Here is a 22860-nt window from a genome sequence, read left to right as displayed (position 1 = left end):
GTGATTGGCGGCGGAACTCGCGTGATGGGGCGGAGATCTCGTGTGATCAGGGGCGGAGGTAGCGGAGCTGGGCGTCCTTGCCGACGTCGCGGGCGGGGCGGCCGGTGAGGTGGGGCGGGACGCCGACCTCCCACCAGGCGCCTGCCTCGGTCCATTTCCGCGGCTGGGTCTTGACCACGACCACGGCGGGGCGTTGCTCGGTGACGGCGGCCTTGCGGGCCTTGGCGTAGGCCGAGCGGACGTCGTCGATCGAGACCGCGGGGAAGACCGCGCAGCCCAGTGCGGCGGCGTGCGCGGCGAAGTCCACTCGCGGCGGTGATTCGACCGAAGAGCGGCAGTCGGCGTAGAAGTTGTTGAACGGCGCTCCGCCTTGTCCTTCCTGGAGGCGTGCGATCACGGCGTATCCGTCGTTGTCGCAGACGACGGCGACCAGCGGATGCCCCGCGAACGCGGCGGAGAACAGCTCGGAGTTCAGCATCAGATACGACCCGTCCCCGAGCAGGGTCGTCACCAGCCCGCCGGGGTGCCCGATCGCGGCACCCCAGGCGCCGGCCAGCTCGTAGCCCATGCACGAGAACCCGTACTCGACGTCCATGCTGACGGTGCCGGATCCGCGCCACCCGCCGATCAGCTCGCCCGGGAGCCCGCCGGACGCCGTCATCACGTAGTCGGACGGCGCGGACAGCTCGTTCACCACGCCGACGACCTGCGCGTAGCTCGGCGCGCCCTCGCCGTCCGGAGTTCGCAGCGTGTCGATGTGCGCGTCCCAGCGGGCGCGTTCCTCCGCCGCCCGCGCTGTCCACTGTGGATCGACCTGCCAGCTTTCCAGTTGCGCCGCCAGATCCGCGAGCCCGGCGTCGGCGTCACCGACGACGGCCAGCGCGCCGTGCTTGACCGCGTCGAACCTCGCCGCGTTCACGGTGATCAGCCGGACGTCGGGGGAGAACAACGTCCACGAGGCCGTCGTGAAGTCCTGCAACCGGGTCCCCACGGCCAGCACGACGTCGGCTTCGGCCGCGAGGGCGTTCGCCGAAGCCGAGCCGGTGATCCCCAGCGGCCCCGCGTGCAGCGGATGGTCGTGCGGGACGAGCGTGCGCCCGGCCGTCGTCTCGGTGACGGGAATGCCGTGCCGCTCGGCGAAATCCAGTGCCCGCTTCCCGGCGCCGGAGTACCGGACGCCGCCGCCCAGCACGAGCAGCGGCCGCCGGGCCGCGCGCAGCGCCGCCGCGGCGGAGGTGAGGGACCGCCGGTCCGGCCGGGGCCGTACCGGCCGGTGGGTGACCGGCTCGAACAGCGCTTCCGGGAAGTCGTAGGTCTCCGCCTGGACGTCCTGCGGCAGTGCGAGCGTCACCGGGCCGCAGTCGGCAGGATCGGTGAGGATCCGCGCGACCTGCGGCAGTGTCGAGAGCAGTTGCTCGGGCCGCGTGACCCGGTCGAAGTACCGGCTCACCGCGCGGAACGCGTCGTTCACGGTCGCCCCGGGATCGGCGAAGTGCTCGACCTGTTGCAGCACCGGGTCCGGGGCGCGGCTGACGAACGTGTCGCCCGGCAGCAGCAGCAACGGAAGGCGGTTGGCATGCGCGACCCCCGCCGCGGTGACCATGTTCAACGCCCCGGGACCGATCGACGACGTCGCGACGCCGACCTGGCGCCGATGCGCCGCCTTCGCGTAGCCGACCGCAGCGAGCGCCATGCCCTGCTCGTTGTGCCCGCGCCAGATGGGGATCTCGTCGCGATGTTCCTCCAGCGCTGTCCCGAGTCCGAGCACGTTGCCGTGCCCGAAGATCGCGAACACGCCGCCGAACAACGGAACCTCGCGCCCGTCCAGGGTTTCCGAGCGTTGCGCGAGCATCCAGCGGACGAGCGCCTGTGCTGTCGTGAGTTTCACCGGACGATCCCTTCGTGGCTCGTCACCGGGCACCGCGGGTCGAGCTCCTGGGACGCCCACGTGTCGCGGACCCAGCCGTGCGCCGGGTCGTCGCAGAACGCCATCGACCGCTCCTCGGCGGGACCCGCCAGGACGTTCAGGTAGTACATCGGATAGCCCGGCGCGGCGACGCAGGGCCCGTGATAGCCGCGGGGAATCAGGAAGACATCACCGTCGCGCACCGCGACGTCCTCGTCCAGCGCACCGTCCGAAGTGTACGTCCGGTGCAGGCCGAACCCTTCCCGTGAAGGAGTGACGCCGTCCCGTCCTGCGACGCGGAAGTAGTAGATCTCCTCGTTGACGACCTCACATTCGGTCACCTCGTCGTGCTTGTGCGGCGGGTACGAGGACCAGTTCCCGCCCGGGGTGATCAGTTCGCACGCGTTGAGCTTGTCCGCGTGCTCCCAGACACCGGGCACGCCGAAGTTGGTGACCTGGCGAGTCGCCTGCCCCGCCCCGCGTACCTCGACCGGGACGTCCTCCGCCGGGCCGTACTTCGGGACGAGACGCCGGGTGCACCGCGCCATCGGCAGCGCGACCTCCAGCCCGTCCGCACTGGACAGCTCAACCTCGGCATCCCTTGGTACGTAAGCGAAATCCGTGACGCGGGTGAACACCGAGCCGCGCCCGGCCAGCTCGAACACCTCGCCGTCGGCCCGGACCGTGCCCGAACCCGCCAGCGGGAGCACGAACGCCTCGAACTCACCGGTGTGCACCACGCGCGACTCGCCAGGGGCGAGCGTCAGCACCCGCAGCCCGGTATAGGTCCAGCCCGCCGAATCCGGGGTCAGCCGGATCGGGTCGGCGCCGTCCGAGAGGGTCCCCCATGGACGGTGGAGTTTGCTCACTTCGCGGCCTCCAAGAGTTTCGCGGCGGCCGCCACGGCGGCACCGACATCGCCATCGGGCGGGTAGAGCAGGGTGCGGCCCACGACGAGACCGCGGACGACCTCGTGCCGCACCGTCCGGCCCCAGGCCGCGAGATCCGCGGCCGGGTCGGGCGACGGCGCGCCGCCGAGCACGACCACCGGCAGGGTCGTCGCGCCGAGCACCGCGGGGTCGTCGGTCGAGGGCAGCTTCAGCCAGGTGTAGGCCGAGGTCACCCCGATCCCGGACGCCACGGTCACCGCGCGGGCCAGCGACGCGGTGTCGGTCTGCAGCACCAGTCCCCCGGCGTCGTTCTGGCGGTAGGGGAGTGGTTCGACCATCGCCATCAGCCCGTACGCGGCGAGTTCGGTCACCGCTTCGGCGCAGGCTTGCAGCGTGGGCACGGTGCCGCGGTCGGAATCGACGAGGCGCAGCAGCATCTTGCCGCCGTCGAGCCGGGAATCCATGAGCGAACGCGCGTCGTAGCCGGTGAACCGGTCGTCGATCTCCCATTCCGCGCCCGCCAGCCCGCCCCGGTTCATCGAGCCGATCACGATCTTGTCGTGCAGCGCGCCGAGCAGCAGCAGTTCCTCGACGACGTCCGGAGTGCCGAGGATCCCGTCGACCGCCGGGTTCTCGAGCGCGACGAGCAGGCGTTCCAGCAGCGACCGCCGATCGGCCATCGCGGTGGGATCGCCGCCGACGCCGAGCGCGCCGCGTGCCGGATGATCGGCCGCGACCAGGAACAACGTGCCCCGCTCCGACAGCAGATTCGGCCGTTTCCGCCGGGCCGCGTACGCCCGGCGTACCGCTTCGGGGTCGGTGGCCCGCGTCCGCAGCAGCTCACGCCAGCGTTCGTCGGTCAGTACGGACTCGCTCACAACAACTCCTCGATCTCGTCCGCGGTCGGCATCGCGTCGGCGCAGGCCAGCCGGGCGGCCACCAGCGCGCCCGCCGCGTTGGCGTAGCCGGCGATGCGCACCGGATCCCAGCCGGACAGCAGCCCGTGGATCAGCGCCCCGCCGAACCCGTCCCCGGCACCGAGGCCGCACACGACCTCGACCCGCTGGGGCGGCACGGTCCACCGGCCCTCCGGGGTCGCCACCAGCACCCCTTCGGCGCCCTTCTTGATCACCGCCAGGGTGACACCTCTGGCCAGCATGCGCGAGGCCGCTTCGTCGGGATCGGCTGTCCCGACGGCGACTTCGGCCTCGGTGCGGTTCCCGACCGCGACGCTCACGTGGCTCAGCATCCACCCGATCTCGGCACGCGCGGTCTCGACGTCGGGCCAGAACATCGGCCGGTAGTCCAGATCCAGCACGGTGTGCTCGCGACGCCCGCGGTGCTCCAGCATCTTGCGCTGCGTCGTCCGCGCCGGTTCGGTGGAGACGCCCGTCCCGGTGACCCACAGCAGCGGTACCGACTCGACGACGTCCCAGGGCACCTCGTCTTCGGTGATCGTGAGATCGGGCGCGATCGGGGAGCGGTAGAACAGCAGCGGCGGATCGGCGGGCGGGTTCAGCTCGCAGAACACCACCGGTGTCTGCAGTTCCGGCGACGTCCCGACGTACTCGGGTGAGACACCGAAGCCGGACAGCGCCTCCCGCACGTAGCCACCGAAGCCGTCCGGCCCGACCTTGGTGAGCACGGCGGTGCGACGGCCGAGCCGGGCGGCCGCGACCGCGACGTTGGTCGCGGTGCCGCCGAGCGACTTGGCGAACGTCGACACTCCCGCCAGCGGGACCCCGCTCTGCTCGGGGTACAGGTCCACCCCGACCCGGCCGACCGTCAGCGCCTCCAGTCTCATGTGGACTCCACCTGCCGCAGTTCGTGTTCCAGCGCCTCCAGCTCGGCGCCGCCCGCCATCTGCTTCGTCAGCTCCGGCAGGGTGATGTCGGCCTTCTCGTACGAACCCAGCGCCGCGCCCCGCTTGAGCAGGAGGAACCGATCGCCCACCGGATAGGCGTGGTGCGGGTTGTGCGTGATCAGCACGACGCCGAGGCCGCGGTCCCGCGCCTGCGCGACGTACTTGAGCACGACCCCGGCCTGTTTGACGCCGAGCGCGGCCGTCGGCTCGTCGAGGATCAGGACCTTCGCGCCGAAGTACACCGCTCGGGCGATCGCGACGCACTGCCGTTCACCGCCGGAGAGCGTGCCCACCGGCTGCTCGACGTCCCGCAGGTCGATGCCCATGTCCGCCAGCGCCTTCTTCGTCGTCTCGCGGCCCTTCTTCCGGTCCAGCGCCCGGAACGGGCCGAAACCGATCGTCGGCTCCGAGCCGAGGAAGAAGTTCCGCCAGACGCTCATCAACGGGACCACGGCGAGATCCTGGTAGACCGTCGCGATACCCCTGTCCAGCGCCTCGCGTGGGGAGGTGAACCGGACCGGCTGCCCCTCCACTGTGTACTCGCCGCGGTCGTGCTGGTGCACCCCGGCGAGGATCTTGATCAACGTCGACTTGCCGGCGCCGTTGTCGCCGAGCACGCAGGTGACCTCACCCGCGTTGACCACAGTGGACACGTCACGCAGCGCGATGACGCTGCCGTAGGTCTTGCCGACGTCGGTGACTTCGATGAGATTCATCGCCGTACCCTCTCCGCGCGACGCCGGAAGGCGTTGTTGACCAGGACCGCGGCGAGCAGCATCACGCCGAGGAAGAGCATGAACCAGTCGCTGTCCCAGCGGGCGAACACGATGCCCTGCCGCGCCATGCCGAAGATCAGCGCGCCGATCGCGGCGCCGATCGCCGAGCCGAAGCCGCCGGTGAGCAGGCAGCCCCCGATCACCGCGGCGATGATGTACTGGAACTCCAGCCCGATGCCCTGGTTGGCCTGGACGCTGGCGAAGCGCAGGATGTTGATCGAGCCGACCAGCCACGCCGCGAGCGCCGTGGTCATGAACAGCAGGATCTTCGTGCGCACCACGGGCACGCCGACCGCGCGCGCACTGGCCGCCGAGCCGCCGACCGCGAAGATCCAGTTCCCGAACCGGGTGCGGACCAGCAGCCACGCGGCCAGGAGCGCGAACCCGATCCACCACACGATGGAGATCTGGAACGGCGTGCCCCCGATGTCCACAGTGGACGCGAAGACGAAACCGGAGGACGCGTAGCCGTCGGCCGAGCGCATCCCCGACACCTGCACGGTGCCGGTGACCAGCCGGGTCACGCCGAGGTTGAGGCCCTGCAGGGCGAGGAACGTGCCGAGCGTGACGATGAAGCTCGGCAGCCCGGTCTTCAGCACCAGCCAGCCGTTGAACGCGCCGACACCGAGCGCGAACACCAGCGAGACACCCAGTGCGAGCCAGACGTTCCAGCCCGCCTGCGTCGCCAGGATCGCGGTGACCAGCGAGGTGGACGCCGTCAGCACGCCCGCGGACAGGTCGAACTCGCCGCCGACCATGAGCAGCGACACCGCGACGGCCATGATGCCGAGCGTCGACGCGTCGTCGAGCCAGGTCGCGACGCCGCTGGCGCTGAAGAACTGGTCCGTGACGAGGGTGAAGAACAGGAAGACGACGACCGCGCCGAGCAGCGCGCCGATCTCCGGGCGGATCACGAGCCGGTCCAGCAGGCGTGGCCTTGCGACGCGTTCGTCGAGCGTTGTCGTGGTCATCGAGTGCCCCTTTGCACGTACCGGCCCACCTTGTCCACAGTGGATTTGTCGACCAGGTCGGGACCGGTGAGCACCGGCTTCCCGCCGCCGACGACATTGGCGTTGTCCCGGTACAGCTTCAGGAACGTCACCGGCAGGTAGCCCTGCTCGTACTGCTGCTGATCGACCGCGAACTGGACCTCGCCCGCCTTGATCGCGGCCACCACGTCGGAGTTGAGGTCGAACGTGCCGACCTGTGCCTTCGAGGCCACCGCCTTGATCGCGCTCACCGCGCGCGCCGCGACCTGGGAGTTCAGCGTGAGCACCGCGTCGAGTGCGGAGTCGGTCTGCACCGCGCCGCGGATGCGGGATTCGGCGTCGGCCGGGTTGCTGATGTCCACCTGCAACGTCTGGACGTCGCCGCCGAAGCCGGCCTTCGCACCGTCACAGCGCTGCGCCTGGCCGACGTTGCCCGCCTCGTGGATCACGCACAGCAGCTTCTTCTTGCCGAGCGCCTTGAACTTCTTCCCGGCCTCCTGCCCGGCGATCGCCTCGTTCTGCCCGACGTGCGTCAGCGCGCCGTAGCCCGCGCTCCTGTCCTCACCGGAATTGATCGTGACCACCGGGATTCCCGCGTGGACGGCGGCCTCGATGGAGGGTTTCAGCGCCTCGGGGTTGGCCATCGACACCACCAGGCCGCCGACGTGCTGGGCGACCGCGTTGTCGATCAGCTTGGCCTGGTTGCCGGGATCGCCGTCGGAGTTGTATTCGACGCCGACGTTCAGATCCTTGCCCGCCTGTTCGGCGCCGTTCTTGACCACGTTCCAGAACGCGTCGCCCGCGGTGCCGTGCGTGATGACCGCGACGCGCAGCGGCCCGGTGTCGGCGGGCACGGGCGCGCCCGTAGCGGCCTTGGGCTCGGCCGCCGGGCCGGTGCAGGCCGACAGCAGCAGCAATCCCGCTGCCGCCGTCAGTCCCGCGATGAAGCGATGGGACCTCATCGTCTCTCCTCGCTCTGCCTTCTTGTTAACCGGTCGCCAGGCGACCGGCGACCCCGAGCAGGTACGCCAGGCTCGTGGCCACGTCCCGTTTCGGAAGATCCACCGGGCTTTCCTCGCGCAATGCGGTGTCCTGTTCCAGGACGTACCACCCGTCGTAGCCCGCCTCGTGGACGAACCCGACCATCGCGTCGATGTCGACGTCTCCTTCACCGAGCGGAACATACAACCCGGCACCGACAGCTTCGGTGTAGCCGACCCGTCCGGCACGCACGTCCTCGGCGAGTTTTCCGTTGACGTCCTTGAGATGCACATGCCCGACACGGTCCGGATGACGCTTCGCCAGTTTCACCGGATCGGTGCCCCCGACGAGCAGATGACCGGTGTCCAGACACAGCGGGAGAGCCGAGTCGGCGAGGAACCGTTCGACCTCCCGCTCGGTCTCCACATGCGTGCCGACGTGCGGGTGCAGCACCGTCGTGAGGCCGTGTTCCGTTGCGATGTCACGGATTTTCGCCGCGGTGGCGACCAGTGCCGCCCACTCGTCGTCGAGCAGCGGCGTCCGTTCGTCGTAGCCGTGGAGCCCGGTCGCGGCGGCGAGCACGAGGACTTCCGCGCCACACTCGGCGAACAGCGCGGCGGACTCCTCGGCCGCGGCCAGCGCGGCATCGACGTTCTCGTGCAGGACGACGGCGAGGAAGCCGCCGATGAGGTTCAGCTCGTACTCGCCGAGCAGGGCGCGGAGATCGCCGGGTTCGCGGGGAAGGTAGCCGGGCGGGCCGAGTTCGGTCGCGCGGATGCCCAGTTCGGCCATCTCGCCCAGCACGGTCGAAGCGTCGAGCACCCGGCCCCAGCCGGGCACTTCGCACACGCCCCACGAGATGGGCGCGGCGGCGATGCGGATCCCGGACGACGTGGCGGGCATGGACGGCACTGTCATCGACTCTCCAGCCGGGTCGGGGTTAGAGCGCTCTATTGATTAGAGCGCTCTAATCTTGTAGCGTCCGTCACAGCGAAGTCAAGGGCCGATTCGGAAGGGGGCGCCGATGACCCGGCCGACCATGGAGGACGTCGCCGAGCGGGCGGGTGTCTCACGCGCGCTCGTCTCGCTCGTGATGCGGAATTCCCCCAAGGTCTCCGACCAGCGCCGTGCCGCCGTGCTCAAGGCGGCCGAGGAGCTGGGCTACCAGCCGCACGTGATGGCGCGGTCGCTGGCCAGCCGGACCTCGACCGTGGTGGGCGTGATGGTTTCCGATCTCCGTAACGCCTTTTTCGCCGACGTCGTGGAGGGGCTCGACGCCGCGGCGCAGGCGGCGGGCTTCGACCTGATCCTGAACACCGGCGGCCGCAGCCCGGCCCGCGAACGTGCCGCGCTGCGCAGCCTTCTCTCGTTCCGTCCAGCCGGCGTCGTCCTGCTTTCGCCGGTCGCGCCCGCGTCCGCGATCGACGCGGCGGCCGAGCAATGCCCGGTCGTGCTCGTCTCACGGACCTCGCGCGCGCCGGGCGTCGACACCGTGAACGACGACGGCGAGGCGGGTGCCGCGATGGCCGTCGAGCACCTCGTCGCGCTGGGACACCGGCGGATCGCGCATCTCGACGGCGGGGGTGCGGCGGGCGCTGCGGCCCGGCGCAAGGGGTTCGGCCAGGCCATGCTCGCGCACGGCCTGGAGCCGATCGTCGTGCGCAGCGAGCACACCGACACCGCGGGCGAGAAGGCGGTGCGGGAACTGCTGTGCCGGTACCCGAGGGCCGAGTTGCCCACGGCGTTGCTGGCGGGCAACGACTTCAACGCGGTCGGCGCGATTTCGGCGCTGGAGGAGGCCGGGTTCCGTGTGCCGGGCGACGTCTCCGTCGTCGGCTACGACAACACCTCGCTCGCCGCACTCCGCCACGTCTCACTGACCACTGTGGACCAGCCGAGGACCGAGATGGGCAGGCTGGCCCTCGAAGCCCTGCTGGAGCGGGTCCGCGGCGAACGCGCCGAACCGGTGCGGCACCTGCTGCATCCCCGCCTGGTGGTCCGGTCGACCACCACGAGCCCGCAAGGAGAAACACCGTGACCGAACTCGTCCCGCACTGGATCGACGGTGCCCGCACCCCGGGGGTGTCCACCCGCCGTGGTGAGGTCTTCCAGCCCGCGACCGGGGCCGTCGCCCGCCAGGTCGCGCTGGCGGGGGAGTCCGATGTGGACACCGCGGTCGCCTCGGCGGTCAAGGCCGCGCAGGACTGGTCGGAGACGTCGCTGACCTCGCGGACCCGGATCCTGTTCAAGTTCCGCGAGCTGGTCGACGCGCATCGCGACGAGCTGGCTCGGCTGATCACCGCCGAGCACGGCAAGGTCCTCGCCGATGCCGCCGGGGAGGTCCAGCGCGGCCTTGAGGTCGTCGAATTCGCCTGCGGCATCGCGCATCTGCTCAAGGGCGAACACTCCGAGCAGGTCTCGCGCGGCGTGGACGCGTACTCGATCCGGCAGCCGCTCGGCGTCGTCGCCGGGATCACGCCGTTCAACTTCCCGGTCATGGTCCCGATGTGGATGTTCCCGATCGCCATCGCGTGCGGGAACACGTTCGTGCTCAAGCCGTCCGATCGCGATCCGTCGGCTTCGCTGCGCCTGGCCGAGCTGTTCACCGAGGCGGGCCTGCCGCCGGGCGTGCTCAATGTCGTCCAAGGCGACGCGGAGGCGGTGAACGCGCTGCTGGCGCACCCGGGCATCGCCGGGGTGTCGTTCGTGGGCTCGACACCGATCGCCCGGCACGTCTACGAGACCGGCACGCGCCACGGCAAGCGGGTCCAGGCGCTGGGCGGGGCGAAGAACCACATGATCGTGCTGCCGGACGCGGACATCGCGGGCGCGGCCGACGCGGCGGTTTCGGCGGGCTACGGCAGCGCGGGCGAGCGCTGCATGGCGATCTCCGTGGTGGTCGCGGTGGGGCATACCGGCGACGAACTGGTCGAGGCGATCGCCGAACGCACCCGCGCGCTCACTACCGGCCCCGGCACCGACGAGGACGCGCAGATGGGCCCGGTGGTCACCGGCGCTGCCCGTGACCGGATTCTGTCCTCTGTGGACGCAGGGGAGCGGGCGGGCGCGGCCCTCGTGGTCGACGGCCGCGGCCTCGCGCCGGAAGGGCACGAGGGTGGTTTCTGGGTCGGGCCGACGTTGTTCGACCACGTCACGCCGGAGATGTCCGTCTACACCGACGAGATCTTCGGGCCGGTGCTCGCCGTGGTGCGAGCGGAATCGTTCGAGGCCGCGCTGGAACTGGTCAACGCCAACCCGTACGGCAACGGCACCGCGATCTTCACCACCGACGGCCTGGCCGCGCGGGAGTTCGAGCGCCGCGTCACGGTCGGGATGGTCGGTATCAACGTGCCCATCCCGGTGCCGATGGCCTACTACTCCTTCGGTGGCTGGAAGGACTCGCTCTTCGGTGACACGCACGTCCACGGAGCCGAAGGCGTGCGGTTCTACACCCGGGCCAAGGCGGTCACTTCGCGGTGGCCGCGGCAGGCGAACGGCGTCGATCTCGGATTCCCCACACACCGTTGAACCGGCACTGAACAGTGACTTCAAGGAGGGCAGCAATGAAGCTGGGACTGGCGGGCACCGGCCGCATCGGCACGTCGCACGCCGAGACGTTGAAGGGTTTCGACGAGGTCGGCGAGGTCGTCGTCGCCGATGTGGACGCCGAACGCGCGCGGGCGGCCGCCGCGAAGCTGGGAGTCACCGCGGCCGACAGCATCGACGCGTTGTTCGGGGCCGGGCTCGACGGCCTGGTCGTCACGGCGGCGACCGACGCGCATCCCGCGCTGATCACCCGTGCCGTCGACGCGGGCATCCCGGTGTTCTGCGAAAAGCCGGTGGCCGTGGACATCCCGGGCACCCTGTCCGTGATCGAGCACATCACCGGCTCCGACGTACCGGTGCAGATCGGCTTCCAGCGGCGGTTCGACGCCGGCTACACCGCGGCTAGGGCGGCGGTGGCTTCGGGAGAATTGGGCTGGTTGCACACGGTGCGGGCGACGACGCTCGACGCCGCGCCGCCGCCCGCGGAGTACGTTCCGCATTCCGGCGGGCTTTTCCGCGACTGCGGGGTGCACGACTTCGACATCATCCGCTGGGTCACCGGCCGCGCGGTGACGGAGGTGTACGCGCGGGGTGCCAACCGGGGCGAGCGGTTCTTCGTGGACGCGGGCGACGTCGACACCGGGGCGGCGACGTTGACGCTGGACGACGGCACGCTCGTCACGGTGTCGCTGAGCCGGTACAACGGCGCCGGCCACGATGTGCGGCTCGAGGTGCTCGGCTCGAAGGCGAACGTCGTGGTCGGGCTGGACGACCGGGTGCCGCTGCGCTCGGTCGAACCCGGCGTTCCCGCGTTGCCGGGCCCGGTCTACCCGGGGTTCATGGAGCGCTTCCGGCCCGCGTACACCAGCGAGCTGAAGACGTTCCTCGACGTCGTCGCGCGCCGTGCCGAAAGCCCGTGCGGGGTGCTCGACGCGCTGGAGGCGTTCTACATCGCCGAAGCCTGCGAGCTTTCCCGTCGTGAACGCCGTCCGGTGGAGGTGGCCGAAGTTCGCCGTTAGCCTCCCTCGGCGGACGCCGGACTGACAGACTCGGGTGCTGCCGTTCGAGCACTGTCAAGGAGGACCCGGTTTGACGTTCGCCGTGGGCATTTTCGACCTGTTCCTCTACGCGGTCCCCGGCGCGTGCCAGCTCGCGTTCCTGGTCTACCTGGGAGCGCGGCTGCACGTCGTCGACGTCGCCCGCCTGTCCTCGCTGCCCGCCGTGCTGCTGCTGGTGGCCGTCGTGGTCGTCAGTTACGTCCTGGGGCACCTCGTCAACGCGCTGTGGGCGGTGGTGAGCCGGGTGCTGCCGATGCGGAGCGGGCGGCAGACGGCCAAGGAGTCCTTCCTCGCGCGGAACCCGCAGGTCCGGGAGCGTGCCTACATCCACGCCGACCCGGCGTTGCTGCGGCAGGGGGTGGCGGTGCAGGACAAGGAGGCCGCCGCGCAGATCGACCGGCTGATGTCCCAGGGCCTGATGGTGCGGAACCTGACCCTGCCGCTCTCGTTCGGGTTCGTGGCCGCCGTGGTCGAGCTGATCGCCGGCGGGCACCGGATCCTGGCCGCCTGCTGTGCGGTGCTGCTGGCGGCCGCGGTGGCCGGGGCGTACCGGGAAGGGCGCAAACTGGTGCGCTGGGCCGATCTGCGGACCTGGGAGACCTGTTTCTGGATGCCGGATCTGGACACCGTGCTCGATCCGGCCGACGACGCCAGCTAGGGCCGGAGCAGCTTGCGGACGGTGCGGGCGACGAGGTCGGCCGCGCGGGGCGGGGGAGTACGGCCCGCGGACAGATAACGGTGGACCACCGCGCGGGGAATTTCGACCAGCGCCAGTACGACCTCCTCGTCGCTGCTTCCGGTGATCCCGGGCAGTTTCGCCGTCGCCTTCTTCAACGCCGCCTTCAGTTCCTCGTCCGCCTTGGCGGTTTCGGCGACGGCGGTCGCCGACCAGTCCGCCGGGCCGAAGGCGCGTTTGCCCGCGTCCAGTACGCGGGCGGCCGCCGGGTTCTTGCGGCACCACAGGACGACACCCGAGGCCGCTTCGGCCGCGGCGTCCACGGAATCCGCGTCGCCGAGCGCGGTGATGAACGTGCTCTGGAAGTCGCGGAGCGCGCGGAGCCAGAGTTCGGACAGCAGGGCAGGGCGGTCGGGGAACCGGTGGTAGACCGAGCCGCTCGGCGCGTCGGTGGCCTTCGCGACGGCCGCCATGGTGACCGCGCGGACACCGCCTTCGGCGAACAACGCCGCCGCGGCGTCGAGGAACTGCGCGCTGGTGTGTGCCGGGGGCCTGCCCATGTTGTAGAGACTATGCTCTAATACGTTCTAGAGGAAAGTCTCTAGAACGGAGTTCCCGTCATGGCGGTCTACAACGTGCATTCCCGGCGGTTCGACGTCCCCGCGGCCCGGGTGGGGGAGTTGCTGAGCACCCTGGCCACCGCCGGCGACCGGCTGTGGCCTGCCGGAGACTGGCCGCCGATCCGGTTCGACGGCCCGCTCGCGCCCGGGGCACGGGGCGGGCACGCGTCGGTCCGGTACTTCGTGGAGTCGGTCGTTCCCGGCAGTGCCGTGCGGTTCCGGTTCACCGCACCGCGCGGGCTCGGCGGCTTCCACGAGTTCGCCGTCCTGCCCCGCGGCGAGGATGCCTGCGAACTGCGGCACGTCCTCGCCGGACGGCTTTCCGGCTCGGCACTGGTGACCTGGCCGCTGTTCTGGCGCCCGATGCACGACGCCGTCCTGGAACAGTTGCTGGACAACGCCGAACGGGCGCTGACCGGCGGGATCGCGCGCCCGTCGGTGTGGTCGCCCTACGTCCGCTTCCTGCGGTCGCTCGCGCGTGCGGCCCAAATTCGTTCGCCGCGTTCTTCGCCGGATGCGAAGCTCGGGGTGTGACCGACGTACACCTGACCCCGCTGGACGAGGAATCCCTCGCCAGGCTGCTTGACGCGGCCGTGGCCGACGCGGACCCGCTGGAAGTGATGCCGCCGATCGAGGGCCCGCCCGGGTGGACCGCCGAACGGCGCGACGCGTTTCTCGCCTTCCATCGGCGACGGTCCCTCGACCCGGCCACCGCCGTGGAGACCACGTGGGTGATCGACGCCGACGGCCGCGCCGTGGGGGCCGCCCGGCTGGAACCGGCGGGCGACGCGGTCGAGGCCGGGATCTGGCTGGGCCGGTCGGTCCGCGGCCAGGGCCTCGGGCGGCAGGTCGCGGCCGCACTGCTCGACGCCGCGCGTACGGGCGGCGCCGCCCGCTTCGTCGCCTCGACGACCACGGGCAACGCCGCCGCGCGGCGCCTTCTCGCGAACGCGGGCGCCGACCTCACCGTCCACGGCGGCGACGTCGATGCCACGCTGGACCTCTAGAGCCGGGGAATGACCTCGGCGCGGACATACTCGTCGGCGTCCCGGTCGCCGATGTGCGGGCCCTGGACGACGGTGACGCCCTTGGCGTTTGCGGCGGCCAGCAGCTTCTCCCGCGAGGGCGGTTCGACACCGCCGCCGAGGACGAGCGCCGAGATGTCACCCTCGGCGATGCGGGCCAGCGCGGCCTCGTCGGTGGTCATTCCTTCGGCGGAGTGACCGGCGGCCGAGATCGCCGCCACCACCTTGGTCACGACGCGCGGATTCCGGCCGAGCAGCAGTACGGTCATGATTGCCTCCTCACTCCCAGCCTGGAACCTCGACTTATCTGGAAGTCAAGCCCGGTTTCCGTCTCAGGGGGCAGGTCCAGCCATTCCCCGATGGGCAGCACATGGGCGCGTTGTCCGGCGTGCGCGCGGAACTCGTTCTCCGGGAGTAGCCGTTGAACATCGTGTCGCCGCCGTGGAAGACCCGCTGCCCGTCGGCCTGCACCACCCAGTTCGGCTGGGGATCGCCCAGCCCGTCGACGGCGGTGACGCGGAACGGCCCGATGTCGCGGGTGGACCAGGCATCCACGACCTCGGCGGCCGGCCGGTGCCGGGTCAGCTCGCGCTCGGCCGGCAGCGTCGTGACGTTGTCCACGTTGTCCACGTTGTCCACGTCGTCACCGTGGCCGGAGCACCGGTGCCTCCGGCGTCAGCACATCCGCGAGCGCGGCCGCGTCGGTGTGGTCCCGGTGCAGGTGGGTGACCAGCGCGGCGGTGACCGTCCCGCTCGGCGTCGTCAGTCCCTCGCCGGGCTTCCCTCCCGTGAACAACGGTGAGAGGTCCCGGACATAGTCGATCACCAGCCGCTTGCCACCCGCCTCGAGTTCCAGCCCGGCCCAGCCCAGTCGTCGCACCCCCATCAAGCACTTCGGCACCAAGGAGACGCTGCAGACCTCCACGCTGGACAAGGCGTTCGTGGACTTCTGGCACCGGGTGGTCGAGCCCGCGCCGGCCGAGCCGCCGGGGCTGCGGCGGCTGCGCGCGGTGTGTGCCGACTCGGTGGGCTACCTGGAAACGCCCCTGCTGCCCGGCGGCTGCCTGATGACCGCGGCCATGCAAGTCCAGCACGACCGGGCGGCCGCGGGCCGGGCCTGCCGCGATCGAACGCGCCCTGGACCAGTCCTGACGGCATACCTGGCTCTTTGAAGCAGGCACCGTCGCTAGGCTCAGGACATGGTGGTTGTCGCTGCGCTCCAGCTGGGTGCGTCACCAGAAGGAACCGCGGCCACACTCGAGAGGCTTCTGGGTTTCGAGGAGGCGATTCGCGCCGCCGGTGCCGCGGTGGTGGTGCTGCCCGAGGCGATTCTCGGTGGCTACCCCGAAGCTGGGTTGACCGGTGATGCCTTTGCCCGCTACTTCGGCCAAGCTGTGGAGATCCCGGGCCCGGAGACCGATGCGCTGGCCGGGCTCGCGGCCCGGACCGGTGCGTCCCTGGTCGCCGGGGTGATCGAACGGTCGGGCTCGACGCTGTACTGCACGGCGGTCTTCCTGGATCCCGTCCGGGGCTTGACCGCGACGCATCGCAAGCTGGCGGCGACCGGACGAGAGCGTTTGGTCTGGGGCCGCGGCGACGGTTCCACTCTGCCGGTCGTGCCTACCGCCGCGGGCCCCGCGGGTGTCGCGATCTGCTGGGAGAACCTGATGCCACTGCTGCGTGCGGCGATGTACGCCAAAGGCGTGCAGCTGTGGTGTGCGCCGACGGTGGACGACAGCGACGCCTGGCTGGCCTCGCTACGGCATATCGCCTGCGAAGGCCGGTGTTTCGTGATCAGCGCGTGTCAGTACGGGACCTGCGAGGAATTCGCCGGCGGCAGCGCGATCGTCGGCCCGCTCGGAGATGTCCTCGCCGGCCCGTTACGCGACAGCGAAGGGCTGGTGACCGCGGAGATCGACCCTGCCGAGGTCGTCGCGGCCCGCCGGGATCTGGATGTGTCCGGCCACTACGCCCGTCCCGACATCTTCACGCTGACCGTCGACCAGACACCCCGTCCCGGCGTCGCTTACCGCACGGACGTATGAGGGAGTGTTTCTTCCGGACGTGCGTTCGGCTCAGGTTCTGAGGTGGATGGTGTTGCGTCGGGGTGTGCGGGTCGCGTCCAGCCAGGTGGGCGGGATGAACTCCGGTAGTCCGTCACTGGCGATGCGGACTTCCCATTCAGAGCTATGGATCAGCTTGTGGTGGACGGAACATACGAGCACGAGATTGTCCACTTTGGTCTCACCATGATGTGCCCAAAACACCACATGATGCGCCGTACAACGATAAGCGGGCGCATCGCAGCCTGGGAAGGCGCAGCCTCCGTCGCGTCGGATGAGTGCTCGGCGTATGCCGGGGGTGGCGAGTCGCTGCGCGCGTCCCACGTCGAGGGGTTCGCTGTGTGAGCCCAGGACCATCGGGATGATCTTGGCGTCGCAGGCGAGCCGCCGTGCTTCGGCGGCGGTGATCTCCCCGAGCAGATCGAGAGTCGCCTGTCCGATCCCGGACCGCAGATCCTTGAGCCCGACCGTCACGACAATGTGCGTGGCTTCCCCGGCCTGGGTAGGCAGGTCGGGGTGTTCGGCCCACATGCGCACCAGTTCGGAGAACGCGCAGCCGCGTCGCTCCCACTGAGTGCGCGTGTCGCGGCCCTCTTCCTCGGTGGCCGGGCGTGGCTTGGCGAGTGGATCCAGCATCGCTTGCAGGCGTGCCGAGGTTTCGTCGTCGACGCGGGCCTTGATCTGATGCCCGCCGTCGCGGTGCGGGGCGATGGAGAACTCGGGCTGGAAGGGTTTCGGGTCCCGGGTTTTGGGCTCTTTCCCGTCGGGGTCGAGCTGGGCGAGCAGTCGTCGTCCGGCGGCGCGGATTTCGCGGGGGCCAGCGGAGCGGGCCAGTTCGGCCAGGATCTTCTCCGCCTGCCCCCGGTCCTGCACCGACACGGTCTGGGGAAGCTTGTCCAGCACCCGCAGGATTTCGTCGATCTGCGCGGCGCCGACCGCGCCCTCGGCAGCGGCCTGCGCGGTCGCGGGCGCAGCAGGCGGCTGCTCGCCGGAAGTCAGGTCGCGGGTGCCGTTCAACGCCAACGCTCGCGCCGCCCGTGCCTTCGCCTCGGCGTAGGGAATGTTCAACGTCTCTTGCAGTAGCCGCACAAGACTTCCGTACCCGGTGGTGTCGCGTATCCCGCGCCGTTCCAGCTCGGCCATGACCTCGCCCTGGACCGCGGCTTCACGGCGCTGCACACACTCGGACTCCAGGAGCCTGTCCAGCAGACAGTCGACATCCTCGCGCCACCACTCGGTGCGCGATGCCTGGGTGCTGCTGTCGACTGACATACCTCCACGATACGCCGCCTGATCGAACATGTGTGCTATCGATCGGGTGAACCTGCAGAACGCACTTTTCCTTGCTGTGTAAGGATTCTATTCATCGGCACGGTGTGCTGGCCCTGGCTTCGCGGACCTCGTCGTCTCGTCCAGTGGCGTCCACCCGGGATCCGACGGGACCATCCTTTGTGGATAGTGGCAATGCGAAGGAAGCCGCCAAGCGACTGTAAGAGCCTGTCTCACGCAGTGGTCTGTCCTAGGTGGTGATGTTGGCTGTGGCTGTTCGGTTGTCGTTGCGGTTGGCGCCGGATGAGATGTGGGCGCGGGCGAAGCCATTGCTCCCGGCGTTCGAGCCGCGCCGACAAGGTGGCTGTACAGCGCCGCTGGACGCGCGTGCGGCGTTCACCGCCATCGTGTACGTGTAGCACCGGACACTTCCGGACGAACTCGGTAGCCAGGGCCTGACCGACTGATCCCCTGCGATCGAATCTCATTCGAGCCATTCGGTGATGAACACGTCGCTGGCGTGGATGTCGGTCATCTCCAGCCGTCCCGGCCCGGTCTTGGCGAACTTGTGCGGGGTGTCCGGCGGGACGACGATGATCTGCCCGCCCCGGCCGATCAGCGTCCGGTCGTCGACGGTGAACAGCGCCTGGCCGGAGCGGATGAGGAACGTCTCGGTGTAGGGATGGCGGTGCAGCCGCGGTCCCGCGCCGTCGACGTCGGTGCTCACCATGATGAACGAGACAGGGGAACCGTGCGCCCTGCCCTCGAACTCGGGCAGCGGCTTGCCGTTCTCGTCGGTCAGGTCGGCGATCTCGACCACGTTCATGAATCCTCCACTGTGGACTTCCGGTCAATAGAACACCCTCAGGCGCGGCCAGATCCGTGACCACGGGGCGGACGGCGGCGAGCACAGCGAGATGTCGGTGCCCTGCTCGTCGTTGTGCAGGCCGAAGCCGTTGTCCTGGACGGCCACCCGTTCACATTCGCCGAGCACGTTCCGCACCGCGGGGCGGAGACGGCCGACGAACAGCACCGGACCGGTCATCGTGTCCGGCGGCGGTCCCCAGTCCGCATAGGACATATGGTTCGAGTACGGCTTCGGCAGCCCGAGCCCCGCGCCGAACCGTTCGAGGGCACCCGCCTGGCCGTAGTTGCCGGTGAGGATCACCGACACCGGGCGTCGCTCCGCCGGGATCCGTTGCCAGGCACGGGCGACCGTCGCGGTCAGCTCCGGCCAGCCGACCTGCTCGCCCTGGTCCTTGTTGAACGCCAGCACCGGACCGCCGAGCGCGGACACCGGGAGCACCGGCAGGCCGATCACGAGAGAGATCGCGGCGCCCGCGACCGCGAGGGCACGAGCGTAGCCACGCCGGGGGCTGCCGCCACGAGCCAGCAACCGCAGGGCGGGTTCCGCGCCGGCGGCCAGCAGGATGAGCAGCGGCGGCACCGCGTAGTACGGCTTCCCGCCGGCCAGCAGCAGGATGACGCACGCGAGCGGGTAACTCAGCGCGTACGCGCGGGCCCAGCGCAACCGGGGATCGCGCCACAACCGCACCAGGCCGGCGAGCCAGACCGGGACGAGCACGGGGGAGAGGTAGACCAGTTGCATCGGGACGAACAGCAGCCGGTTCTTCGTGCCGTCGTCGGTGCTGATGCCGCCGGCGACGGACAGCATCGGGAACTCGTGACCCGCCTGCCAGAACAGCACCGGCGCCATCAGCACCACCGCGATCGCGACCCCGCCGATCATCCAGCCGCTGACGAACACCGCGCGCGGACCGGTGATCAGCAGGCTGATCCCGAGCGCGGCGAGCAGCACGAGCACGAGCCATTTGTTCGCGAACGCGACGCCGACGGCCGCCCCGATCGCGAGCCACCACCGGCCGTCACCGGTGCGGAGCAGGCGGAGGCCGAGGAGCCCGATCACCGTCCACAGCAGCATGTCCGCACTGTTGGTGGAAACCATGTGGGACACCACGAGCACGTACCCGGACAACGCCGTCGCCGCCGCGGCCGCCGTCTGCGCCCCACGCCCGCCGCCGAATTCCCTCGCGGCGAGCGCGACGAGCACCACGGTCGCGGCTCCGCAGAACGTCGCGACCACCCGCAGCCCGGACGGCGTCTCGCCGAAGATCGCGGTGGCGGCTCTCGCGAGCATCGGCGTGATCGGCGGCTGGTCGACGTAGCCCCAGGCGGGCCGGTGGCCCGCGGCGACGAAGTACAGCTCGTCGCGGTGAAAACCGTAGCGGCCGGACAATGCGGTGAGCACGGCGACCTGCGCGACGACGACGGCCGCGACCGGCCACGCCGCGAATCGGGGCAGCGCCTTCTCCGGCGACCTTCCCGGTGATACGGCGGCTTCGTCCAACGCGGCCTCCCAGTCCGTGCCGGAAAGCCGGCACCCGCGTTCGCGACGCTAGCCGATCGGAGCGGCCGTGGTCGCCGGTTCGCCCGAGATCGTTGCCGGACCGGTTCCCAGCATCCGGGAGCCGGAATATCACGCGACGGCAGGAGTTCGGCACGGATGAGGTCGCACGGCGACCAGGAAGGACACCGGACATGTCCCCAGTGCCGAAACTCCACCTCGCGGTCGCGCTGGACGCGGCGGGCTGGCACCCGGCCGCCTGGCGCGAACCCGATGCCCGGCCCGCCGAGCTGTTCACCGCCCGCTACTGGGCGGATCTGGCAGGCGAGGCCGAACGCGGACTGCTCGACTTCGTGACGATCGAGGACTCCCTCGGAGTCCAGTCGAGCCTCCCGGACGGCTTCGACGACCGGACCGACCAGGTACGCGGACGGCTCGACGCGGTGCTCGTGGCGTCCCGGATCGCCCCGCTGACCCGGCACATCGGGCTCGTGCCGACGGCGGTCGTGACGCACACCGAACCGTTCCACCTCTCGAAGGCGATCGCCACGCTCGACTACGTCAGCAACGGGCGGGGCGGTCTGCGCGCCCAGGTCTCGCCGCGCCACACCGACGCCGCGCATTTCGGCCGCCGCGAACTCGGCGAGATCAGCTGGGACGACGTGGCGCACTTCGACCGGCAGAGCGCGATCGCGGATCTGCTCGAGGAGACCGCGGACTACGTCGAAGTCGTCCGCAGGCTCTGGGACAGCTGGGAGGACGACGCCGAGATCCGCGACGTCGCGACCGGCCGGTTCGTCGACCGGGAGAAGCTGCACTACATCGACTTCGAGGGCCGCTGGTTCAGCGTCCGCGGTCCCTCGATCACGCCGCGCCCGCCCCAGGGGCAGCCGCTGGTGGTCACGCTGGCGCATGCCGGTCTGCCGTATCGCGTCGGCGCGCGGGCGGCCGACGTCGTGCTGGTGACGCCGGGGGAGCGGGGCGAGATCCGGCCGATCGTCGAGCAGGTCCGCGCCGAGCAGGAGAACGCCGGACGCGCGGGCGAGCAGGTACACGTCTTCGCGGACATCCTCGTGTTCCTCGACGAGACCGAGTCGGCCGCTGTCGAGCGCAAAGCCCGGCTGGACGCGGTGGACGGCGCCGAGTACACGTCCGACACGCTGATCTTCACCGGCACCGCGGCGGGGCTCGCCGACCAGCTCGTCGCGTGGCGGGACGAAGGGCTGTCCGGATTCCGGCTGCGGCCCGGCGCGATCCCGCACGACCTCGAGGCGATCACCCGGGCGCTCGTCCCCGAACTGCGGGCCCGCGGCGTGTTCCGCGACGAGTACGAAGCCACCACCCTGCGCGGGCTGCTCGGCCTGCCCCGGCCGGCGAACCGTTACGCCGCCTAGAGAACGAGGACTTCGCGATGAGTACAGAGGGTAAGCCGCTGAAGCAGATCCACCTCGCCGCGCACTTCCCCGGCGTCAACAACACGACGGTGTGGAGCGATCCCGAGGCGGGCAGCCACATCGAGTTCGACTCCTTCGTCCATCTGGCGCGGACGGCCGAACGGGCGAAGTTCGACCTCTTCTTCCTTGCCGAGGGGCTCCGGCTGCGGGAGCAGAACGGCGAGATCTACGACCTGGACGTCGTGGGGAGGCCGGACACCTTCACCGTGCTGGCCGCGCTGGCGGCGGTCACCGACCGGCTCGGATTGGCCGGGACGATCAACTCGACGTTCAACGAGCCCTACGAGGTGGCCCGGCAGTTCGCCAGTCTCGACCACCTCTCGGCGGGCCGGGCCGCGTGGAACGTGGTGACCTCGTGGGACGCCTTCACCGGGGAGAACTTCCGGCGCGGCGGTTTCCTGCCGCAGGATCAGCGGTACGAACGGGCCAAGGCGTTCCTGACCACCGCGGCCGAGCTGTTCGACTCGTGGCACGGCGGGGAAGTGGTGGCGGACAAGGAAACCGGCGTCTTCCTCGCCGATCCGCGCGCCGGGGCGTTCGAGCACCACGACGCGCACTTCGACATCTCGGGCCGCTTCAACGTGCCGCGCTCCCCGCAGGGACGTCCGGTGATCCTGCAGGCCGGTGATTCCGATGAGGGGCGCGAGTTCGCCGCGTCGACGGCGGACGCGATCTTCAGCAGGCACGGCACGCTCGAAGCGGGCCAGGAGTTCTACGCCGACGTCAAGGGCCGTCTGGCGAAGTACGGTCGCCGCAACGAGGACCTCGTCGTCCTGCCCGCCGCGACGTTCGTGCTCGGCGACACCGACGCCGAGGCGCAGGAACTGGCCGACGTGGTGCGCCATCAGCAGGTCAGCGGCCAGACGGCGATCAAGTTCGCCGAGCAGCTCTGGAACCGCGACCTGTCCGGCTACGACCCGGACGGCCCGCTGCCCGACGTCGATCCGGTGGTGGGGGAGAACACCATCGCGAAGGGCCGGGCCAGCGTCCGGATGTACCGCGACCCGCTGGCGACGGCGAAGCAGTGGCGGGAGCTGGCGGCGGCGAAGAACCTTTCGCTGCGGGAGCTGATCATCGAGGTCACCGGGCGGCAGAACTTCATCGGTTCGCCCGCCACGGTGGCGTCGTCGATCAACGAACTCGTGCAGGCCGACGCCTCCGACGGCTTCATCCTCGTCCCGCACGTGACCCCGGGCGGGCTGGACCGCTTCGCCGACGAGGTCGTCCCGCTCCTGCAGGAACGCGGGGTGTTCCGTACCGAATACAGCGGGACGACGCTGCGTGATCACCTCGGCATCGGCGCCCCGCGCCCGCTGAGCTGACGGGGGAGGTAACGGTCCGTGGGGGCCTCCCCGAGGGACCCAGAGTCCCTCAAGGC

The 22860-nt window shown here is 70.4% G+C and carries 25 protein-coding genes; 10 read left to right on the top strand and 15 right to left on the bottom strand.

Translation table 11 applies throughout. The annotated features are described in order from the left end of the window. Positions 1 to 46 precede the first annotated feature (46 nt). The 8 genes from iolD to ACFWX1_RS30210 are packed head-to-tail and all read right to left on the bottom strand — an operon-like array spanning position 47 to position 8324. Positions 47 to 1888, bottom strand: a complete 1842-nt coding sequence (gene iolD / locus ACFWX1_RS30245; protein ID WP_378393074.1) for a 3D-(3,5/4)-trihydroxycyclohexane-1,2-dione acylhydrolase (decyclizing) — start codon at positions 1886 to 1888, stop codon at positions 47 to 49. After that, a complete protein-coding gene (iolB, locus tag ACFWX1_RS30240; RefSeq protein ID WP_378393072.1) occupies positions 1885 to 2775 on the bottom strand; it encodes a 5-deoxy-glucuronate isomerase in 891 nt (296 codons plus the stop codon). The genes iolD and iolB overlap by 4 nt, the downstream gene beginning before the upstream one ends. Continuing rightward, the gene (locus tag ACFWX1_RS30235) at positions 2772 to 3674 is read right to left on the bottom strand and encodes an aldolase (protein ID WP_378393070.1); all 903 of its coding nucleotides are present in this window, start codon (positions 3672 to 3674) and stop codon (positions 2772 to 2774) included. The genes iolB and ACFWX1_RS30235 overlap by 4 nt, the downstream gene beginning before the upstream one ends. Next, on the bottom strand, positions 3671 to 4600 hold the full coding sequence (iolC, locus tag ACFWX1_RS30230; protein ID WP_378393068.1) for a 5-dehydro-2-deoxygluconokinase: 930 nt from the start codon (positions 4598 to 4600) through the stop codon (positions 3671 to 3673). The genes ACFWX1_RS30235 and iolC overlap by 4 nt, the downstream gene beginning before the upstream one ends. Then, the gene (locus ACFWX1_RS30225; protein ID WP_378393066.1) at positions 4597 to 5376 is read right to left on the bottom strand and encodes an ATP-binding cassette domain-containing protein; all 780 of its coding nucleotides are present in this window, start codon (positions 5374 to 5376) and stop codon (positions 4597 to 4599) included. The genes iolC and ACFWX1_RS30225 overlap by 4 nt, the downstream gene beginning before the upstream one ends. After that, on the bottom strand, positions 5373 to 6407 hold the full coding sequence (locus ACFWX1_RS30220) for an ABC transporter permease (protein WP_378393064.1): 1035 nt from the start codon (positions 6405 to 6407) through the stop codon (positions 5373 to 5375). The genes ACFWX1_RS30225 and ACFWX1_RS30220 overlap by 4 nt, the downstream gene beginning before the upstream one ends. Then, positions 6404 to 7387, bottom strand: coding sequence for a substrate-binding domain-containing protein (locus ACFWX1_RS30215; protein WP_378393062.1), 984 nt, complete (start codon positions 7385 to 7387; stop codon positions 6404 to 6406). Before ACFWX1_RS30215 ends, ACFWX1_RS30220 begins: the two co-directional genes overlap by 4 nt. 25 nt (positions 7388 to 7412) lie before the next feature. Further along, complete coding sequence (locus tag ACFWX1_RS30210; protein ID WP_378393060.1) at positions 7413 to 8324, bottom strand: TIM barrel protein; 912 nt, start codon at positions 8322 to 8324, stop codon at positions 7413 to 7415. Between the two features lie 106 nt (positions 8325 to 8430). On the opposite strand from ACFWX1_RS30210, the gene ACFWX1_RS30205 reads away from it, so the two are divergent. The 4 genes from ACFWX1_RS30205 (at position 8431) to ACFWX1_RS30190 (ending at position 12668) form a co-directional block, all read left to right on the top strand. Continuing rightward, the gene (locus tag ACFWX1_RS30205; RefSeq protein WP_378393058.1) at positions 8431 to 9444 is read left to right on the top strand and encodes a LacI family DNA-binding transcriptional regulator; all 1014 of its coding nucleotides are present in this window, start codon (positions 8431 to 8433) and stop codon (positions 9442 to 9444) included. Beyond that, entirely contained in the window at positions 9441 to 10934 is a 1494-nt protein-coding gene (locus ACFWX1_RS30200) for a CoA-acylating methylmalonate-semialdehyde dehydrogenase (protein ID WP_378393056.1), read from the top strand. The genes ACFWX1_RS30205 and ACFWX1_RS30200 overlap by 4 nt, the downstream gene beginning before the upstream one ends. A 35-nt stretch (positions 10935 to 10969) precedes the next feature. Further along, a complete protein-coding gene (locus tag ACFWX1_RS30195) occupies positions 10970 to 11971 on the top strand; it encodes a Gfo/Idh/MocA family oxidoreductase (RefSeq protein ID WP_378393054.1) in 1002 nt (333 codons plus the stop codon). A 70-nt stretch (positions 11972 to 12041) separates the two neighbouring features. Then, positions 12042 to 12668, top strand: a complete 627-nt coding sequence (locus ACFWX1_RS30190) for a hypothetical protein (RefSeq protein WP_378393052.1) — start codon at positions 12042 to 12044, stop codon at positions 12666 to 12668. Here ACFWX1_RS30190 and ACFWX1_RS30185 read toward each other — a convergent pair. Further along, positions 12665 to 13246 carry a TetR/AcrR family transcriptional regulator gene (locus tag ACFWX1_RS30185; protein WP_378393050.1) on the bottom strand — a complete coding sequence of 194 codons (582 nt, stop codon included), beginning with the start codon at positions 13244 to 13246 and terminating at the stop codon, positions 12665 to 12667. The two genes, ACFWX1_RS30190 and ACFWX1_RS30185, sit on opposite strands and share 4 nt — an antisense overlap. A gap of 60 nt (positions 13247 to 13306) precedes the next feature. Between ACFWX1_RS30185 and ACFWX1_RS30180 the strand changes: the two genes are divergently transcribed. Further along, on the top strand, positions 13307 to 13840 hold the full coding sequence (locus ACFWX1_RS30180) for an SRPBCC family protein (protein ID WP_378393048.1): 534 nt from the start codon (positions 13307 to 13309) through the stop codon (positions 13838 to 13840). After that, positions 13837 to 14313: a GNAT family N-acetyltransferase gene (locus ACFWX1_RS30175; RefSeq protein WP_378393046.1), complete on the top strand. Its 477-nt coding sequence runs from the start codon at positions 13837 to 13839 to the stop codon at positions 14311 to 14313. The genes ACFWX1_RS30180 and ACFWX1_RS30175 overlap by 4 nt, the downstream gene beginning before the upstream one ends. On the opposite strand, the gene ACFWX1_RS30170 is transcribed toward ACFWX1_RS30175, so the two are convergent. The 3 genes from ACFWX1_RS30170 to ACFWX1_RS30160 are packed head-to-tail and all read right to left on the bottom strand — an operon-like array spanning position 14310 to position 15217. Continuing rightward, positions 14310 to 14600 (bottom strand): hypothetical protein, encoded by a 291-nt coding sequence (locus tag ACFWX1_RS30170; protein WP_378393044.1) that lies wholly within the window; start codon positions 14598 to 14600, stop codon positions 14310 to 14312. The genes ACFWX1_RS30175 and ACFWX1_RS30170 overlap by 4 nt on opposite strands. 34 nt (positions 14601 to 14634) lie before the next feature. Next, positions 14635 to 14970 (bottom strand): hypothetical protein, encoded by a 336-nt coding sequence (locus ACFWX1_RS30165; protein ID WP_378393042.1) that lies wholly within the window; start codon positions 14968 to 14970, stop codon positions 14635 to 14637. 4 nt (positions 14971 to 14974) lie between these two features. After that, positions 14975 to 15217, bottom strand: coding sequence for an MBL fold metallo-hydrolase (locus tag ACFWX1_RS30160; RefSeq protein WP_378393040.1), 243 nt, complete (start codon positions 15215 to 15217; stop codon positions 14975 to 14977). Between the two features lie 55 nt (positions 15218 to 15272). Between ACFWX1_RS30160 and ACFWX1_RS30155 the strand changes: the two genes are divergently transcribed. Together ACFWX1_RS30155 and ACFWX1_RS30150 are read left to right on the top strand one after the other, a co-directional pair. After that, positions 15273 to 15503 (top strand): TetR family transcriptional regulator C-terminal domain-containing protein, encoded by a 231-nt coding sequence (locus ACFWX1_RS30155; protein ID WP_378393038.1) that lies wholly within the window; start codon positions 15273 to 15275, stop codon positions 15501 to 15503. Between the two features lie 27 nt (positions 15504 to 15530). After that, positions 15531 to 16376 carry a carbon-nitrogen hydrolase family protein gene (locus ACFWX1_RS30150; protein ID WP_378393036.1) on the top strand — a complete coding sequence of 282 codons (846 nt, stop codon included), beginning with the start codon at positions 15531 to 15533 and terminating at the stop codon, positions 16374 to 16376. A 30-nt stretch (positions 16377 to 16406) separates the two neighbouring features. Here ACFWX1_RS30150 and ACFWX1_RS30145 read toward each other — a convergent pair whose 3' ends face one another. The 3 genes from ACFWX1_RS30145 to ACFWX1_RS30135 form a co-directional block, all read right to left on the bottom strand. After that, the gene (locus tag ACFWX1_RS30145) at positions 16407 to 17666 is read right to left on the bottom strand and encodes a DUF222 domain-containing protein (RefSeq protein WP_378393034.1); all 1260 of its coding nucleotides are present in this window, start codon (positions 17664 to 17666) and stop codon (positions 16407 to 16409) included. A gap of 481 nt (positions 17667 to 18147) precedes the next feature. Beyond that, entirely contained in the window at positions 18148 to 18489 is a 342-nt protein-coding gene (locus tag ACFWX1_RS30140) for a cupin domain-containing protein (RefSeq protein ID WP_378393032.1), read from the bottom strand. A 24-nt stretch (positions 18490 to 18513) separates the two neighbouring features. After that, positions 18514 to 20031, bottom strand: coding sequence for an ArnT family glycosyltransferase (locus tag ACFWX1_RS30135; protein WP_378393030.1), 1518 nt, complete (start codon positions 20029 to 20031; stop codon positions 18514 to 18516). 191 nt (positions 20032 to 20222) lie between these two features. On the opposite strand from ACFWX1_RS30135, the gene ACFWX1_RS30130 reads away from it, so the two are divergent. Together ACFWX1_RS30130 and ACFWX1_RS30125 are read left to right on the top strand one after the other, a co-directional pair. Next, positions 20223 to 21422, top strand: coding sequence for an LLM class flavin-dependent oxidoreductase (locus ACFWX1_RS30130; protein WP_378393028.1), 1200 nt, complete (start codon positions 20223 to 20225; stop codon positions 21420 to 21422). Positions 21423 to 21439: 17 nt separating this feature from the next. Further along, entirely contained in the window at positions 21440 to 22804 is a 1365-nt protein-coding gene (locus ACFWX1_RS30125; RefSeq protein ID WP_378393026.1) for an NtaA/DmoA family FMN-dependent monooxygenase, read from the top strand. Positions 22805 to 22860: the final 56 nt, after the last annotated feature.

Origin of the sequence: Amycolatopsis sp. NPDC059021 (genome assembly GCF_042739895.1) — a bacterium.
In the GTDB taxonomy this organism is placed as follows: domain Bacteria; phylum Actinomycetota; class Actinomycetes; order Mycobacteriales; family Pseudonocardiaceae; genus Amycolatopsis.
This window is presented reverse-complemented; position numbering and strand designations above follow the sequence as displayed.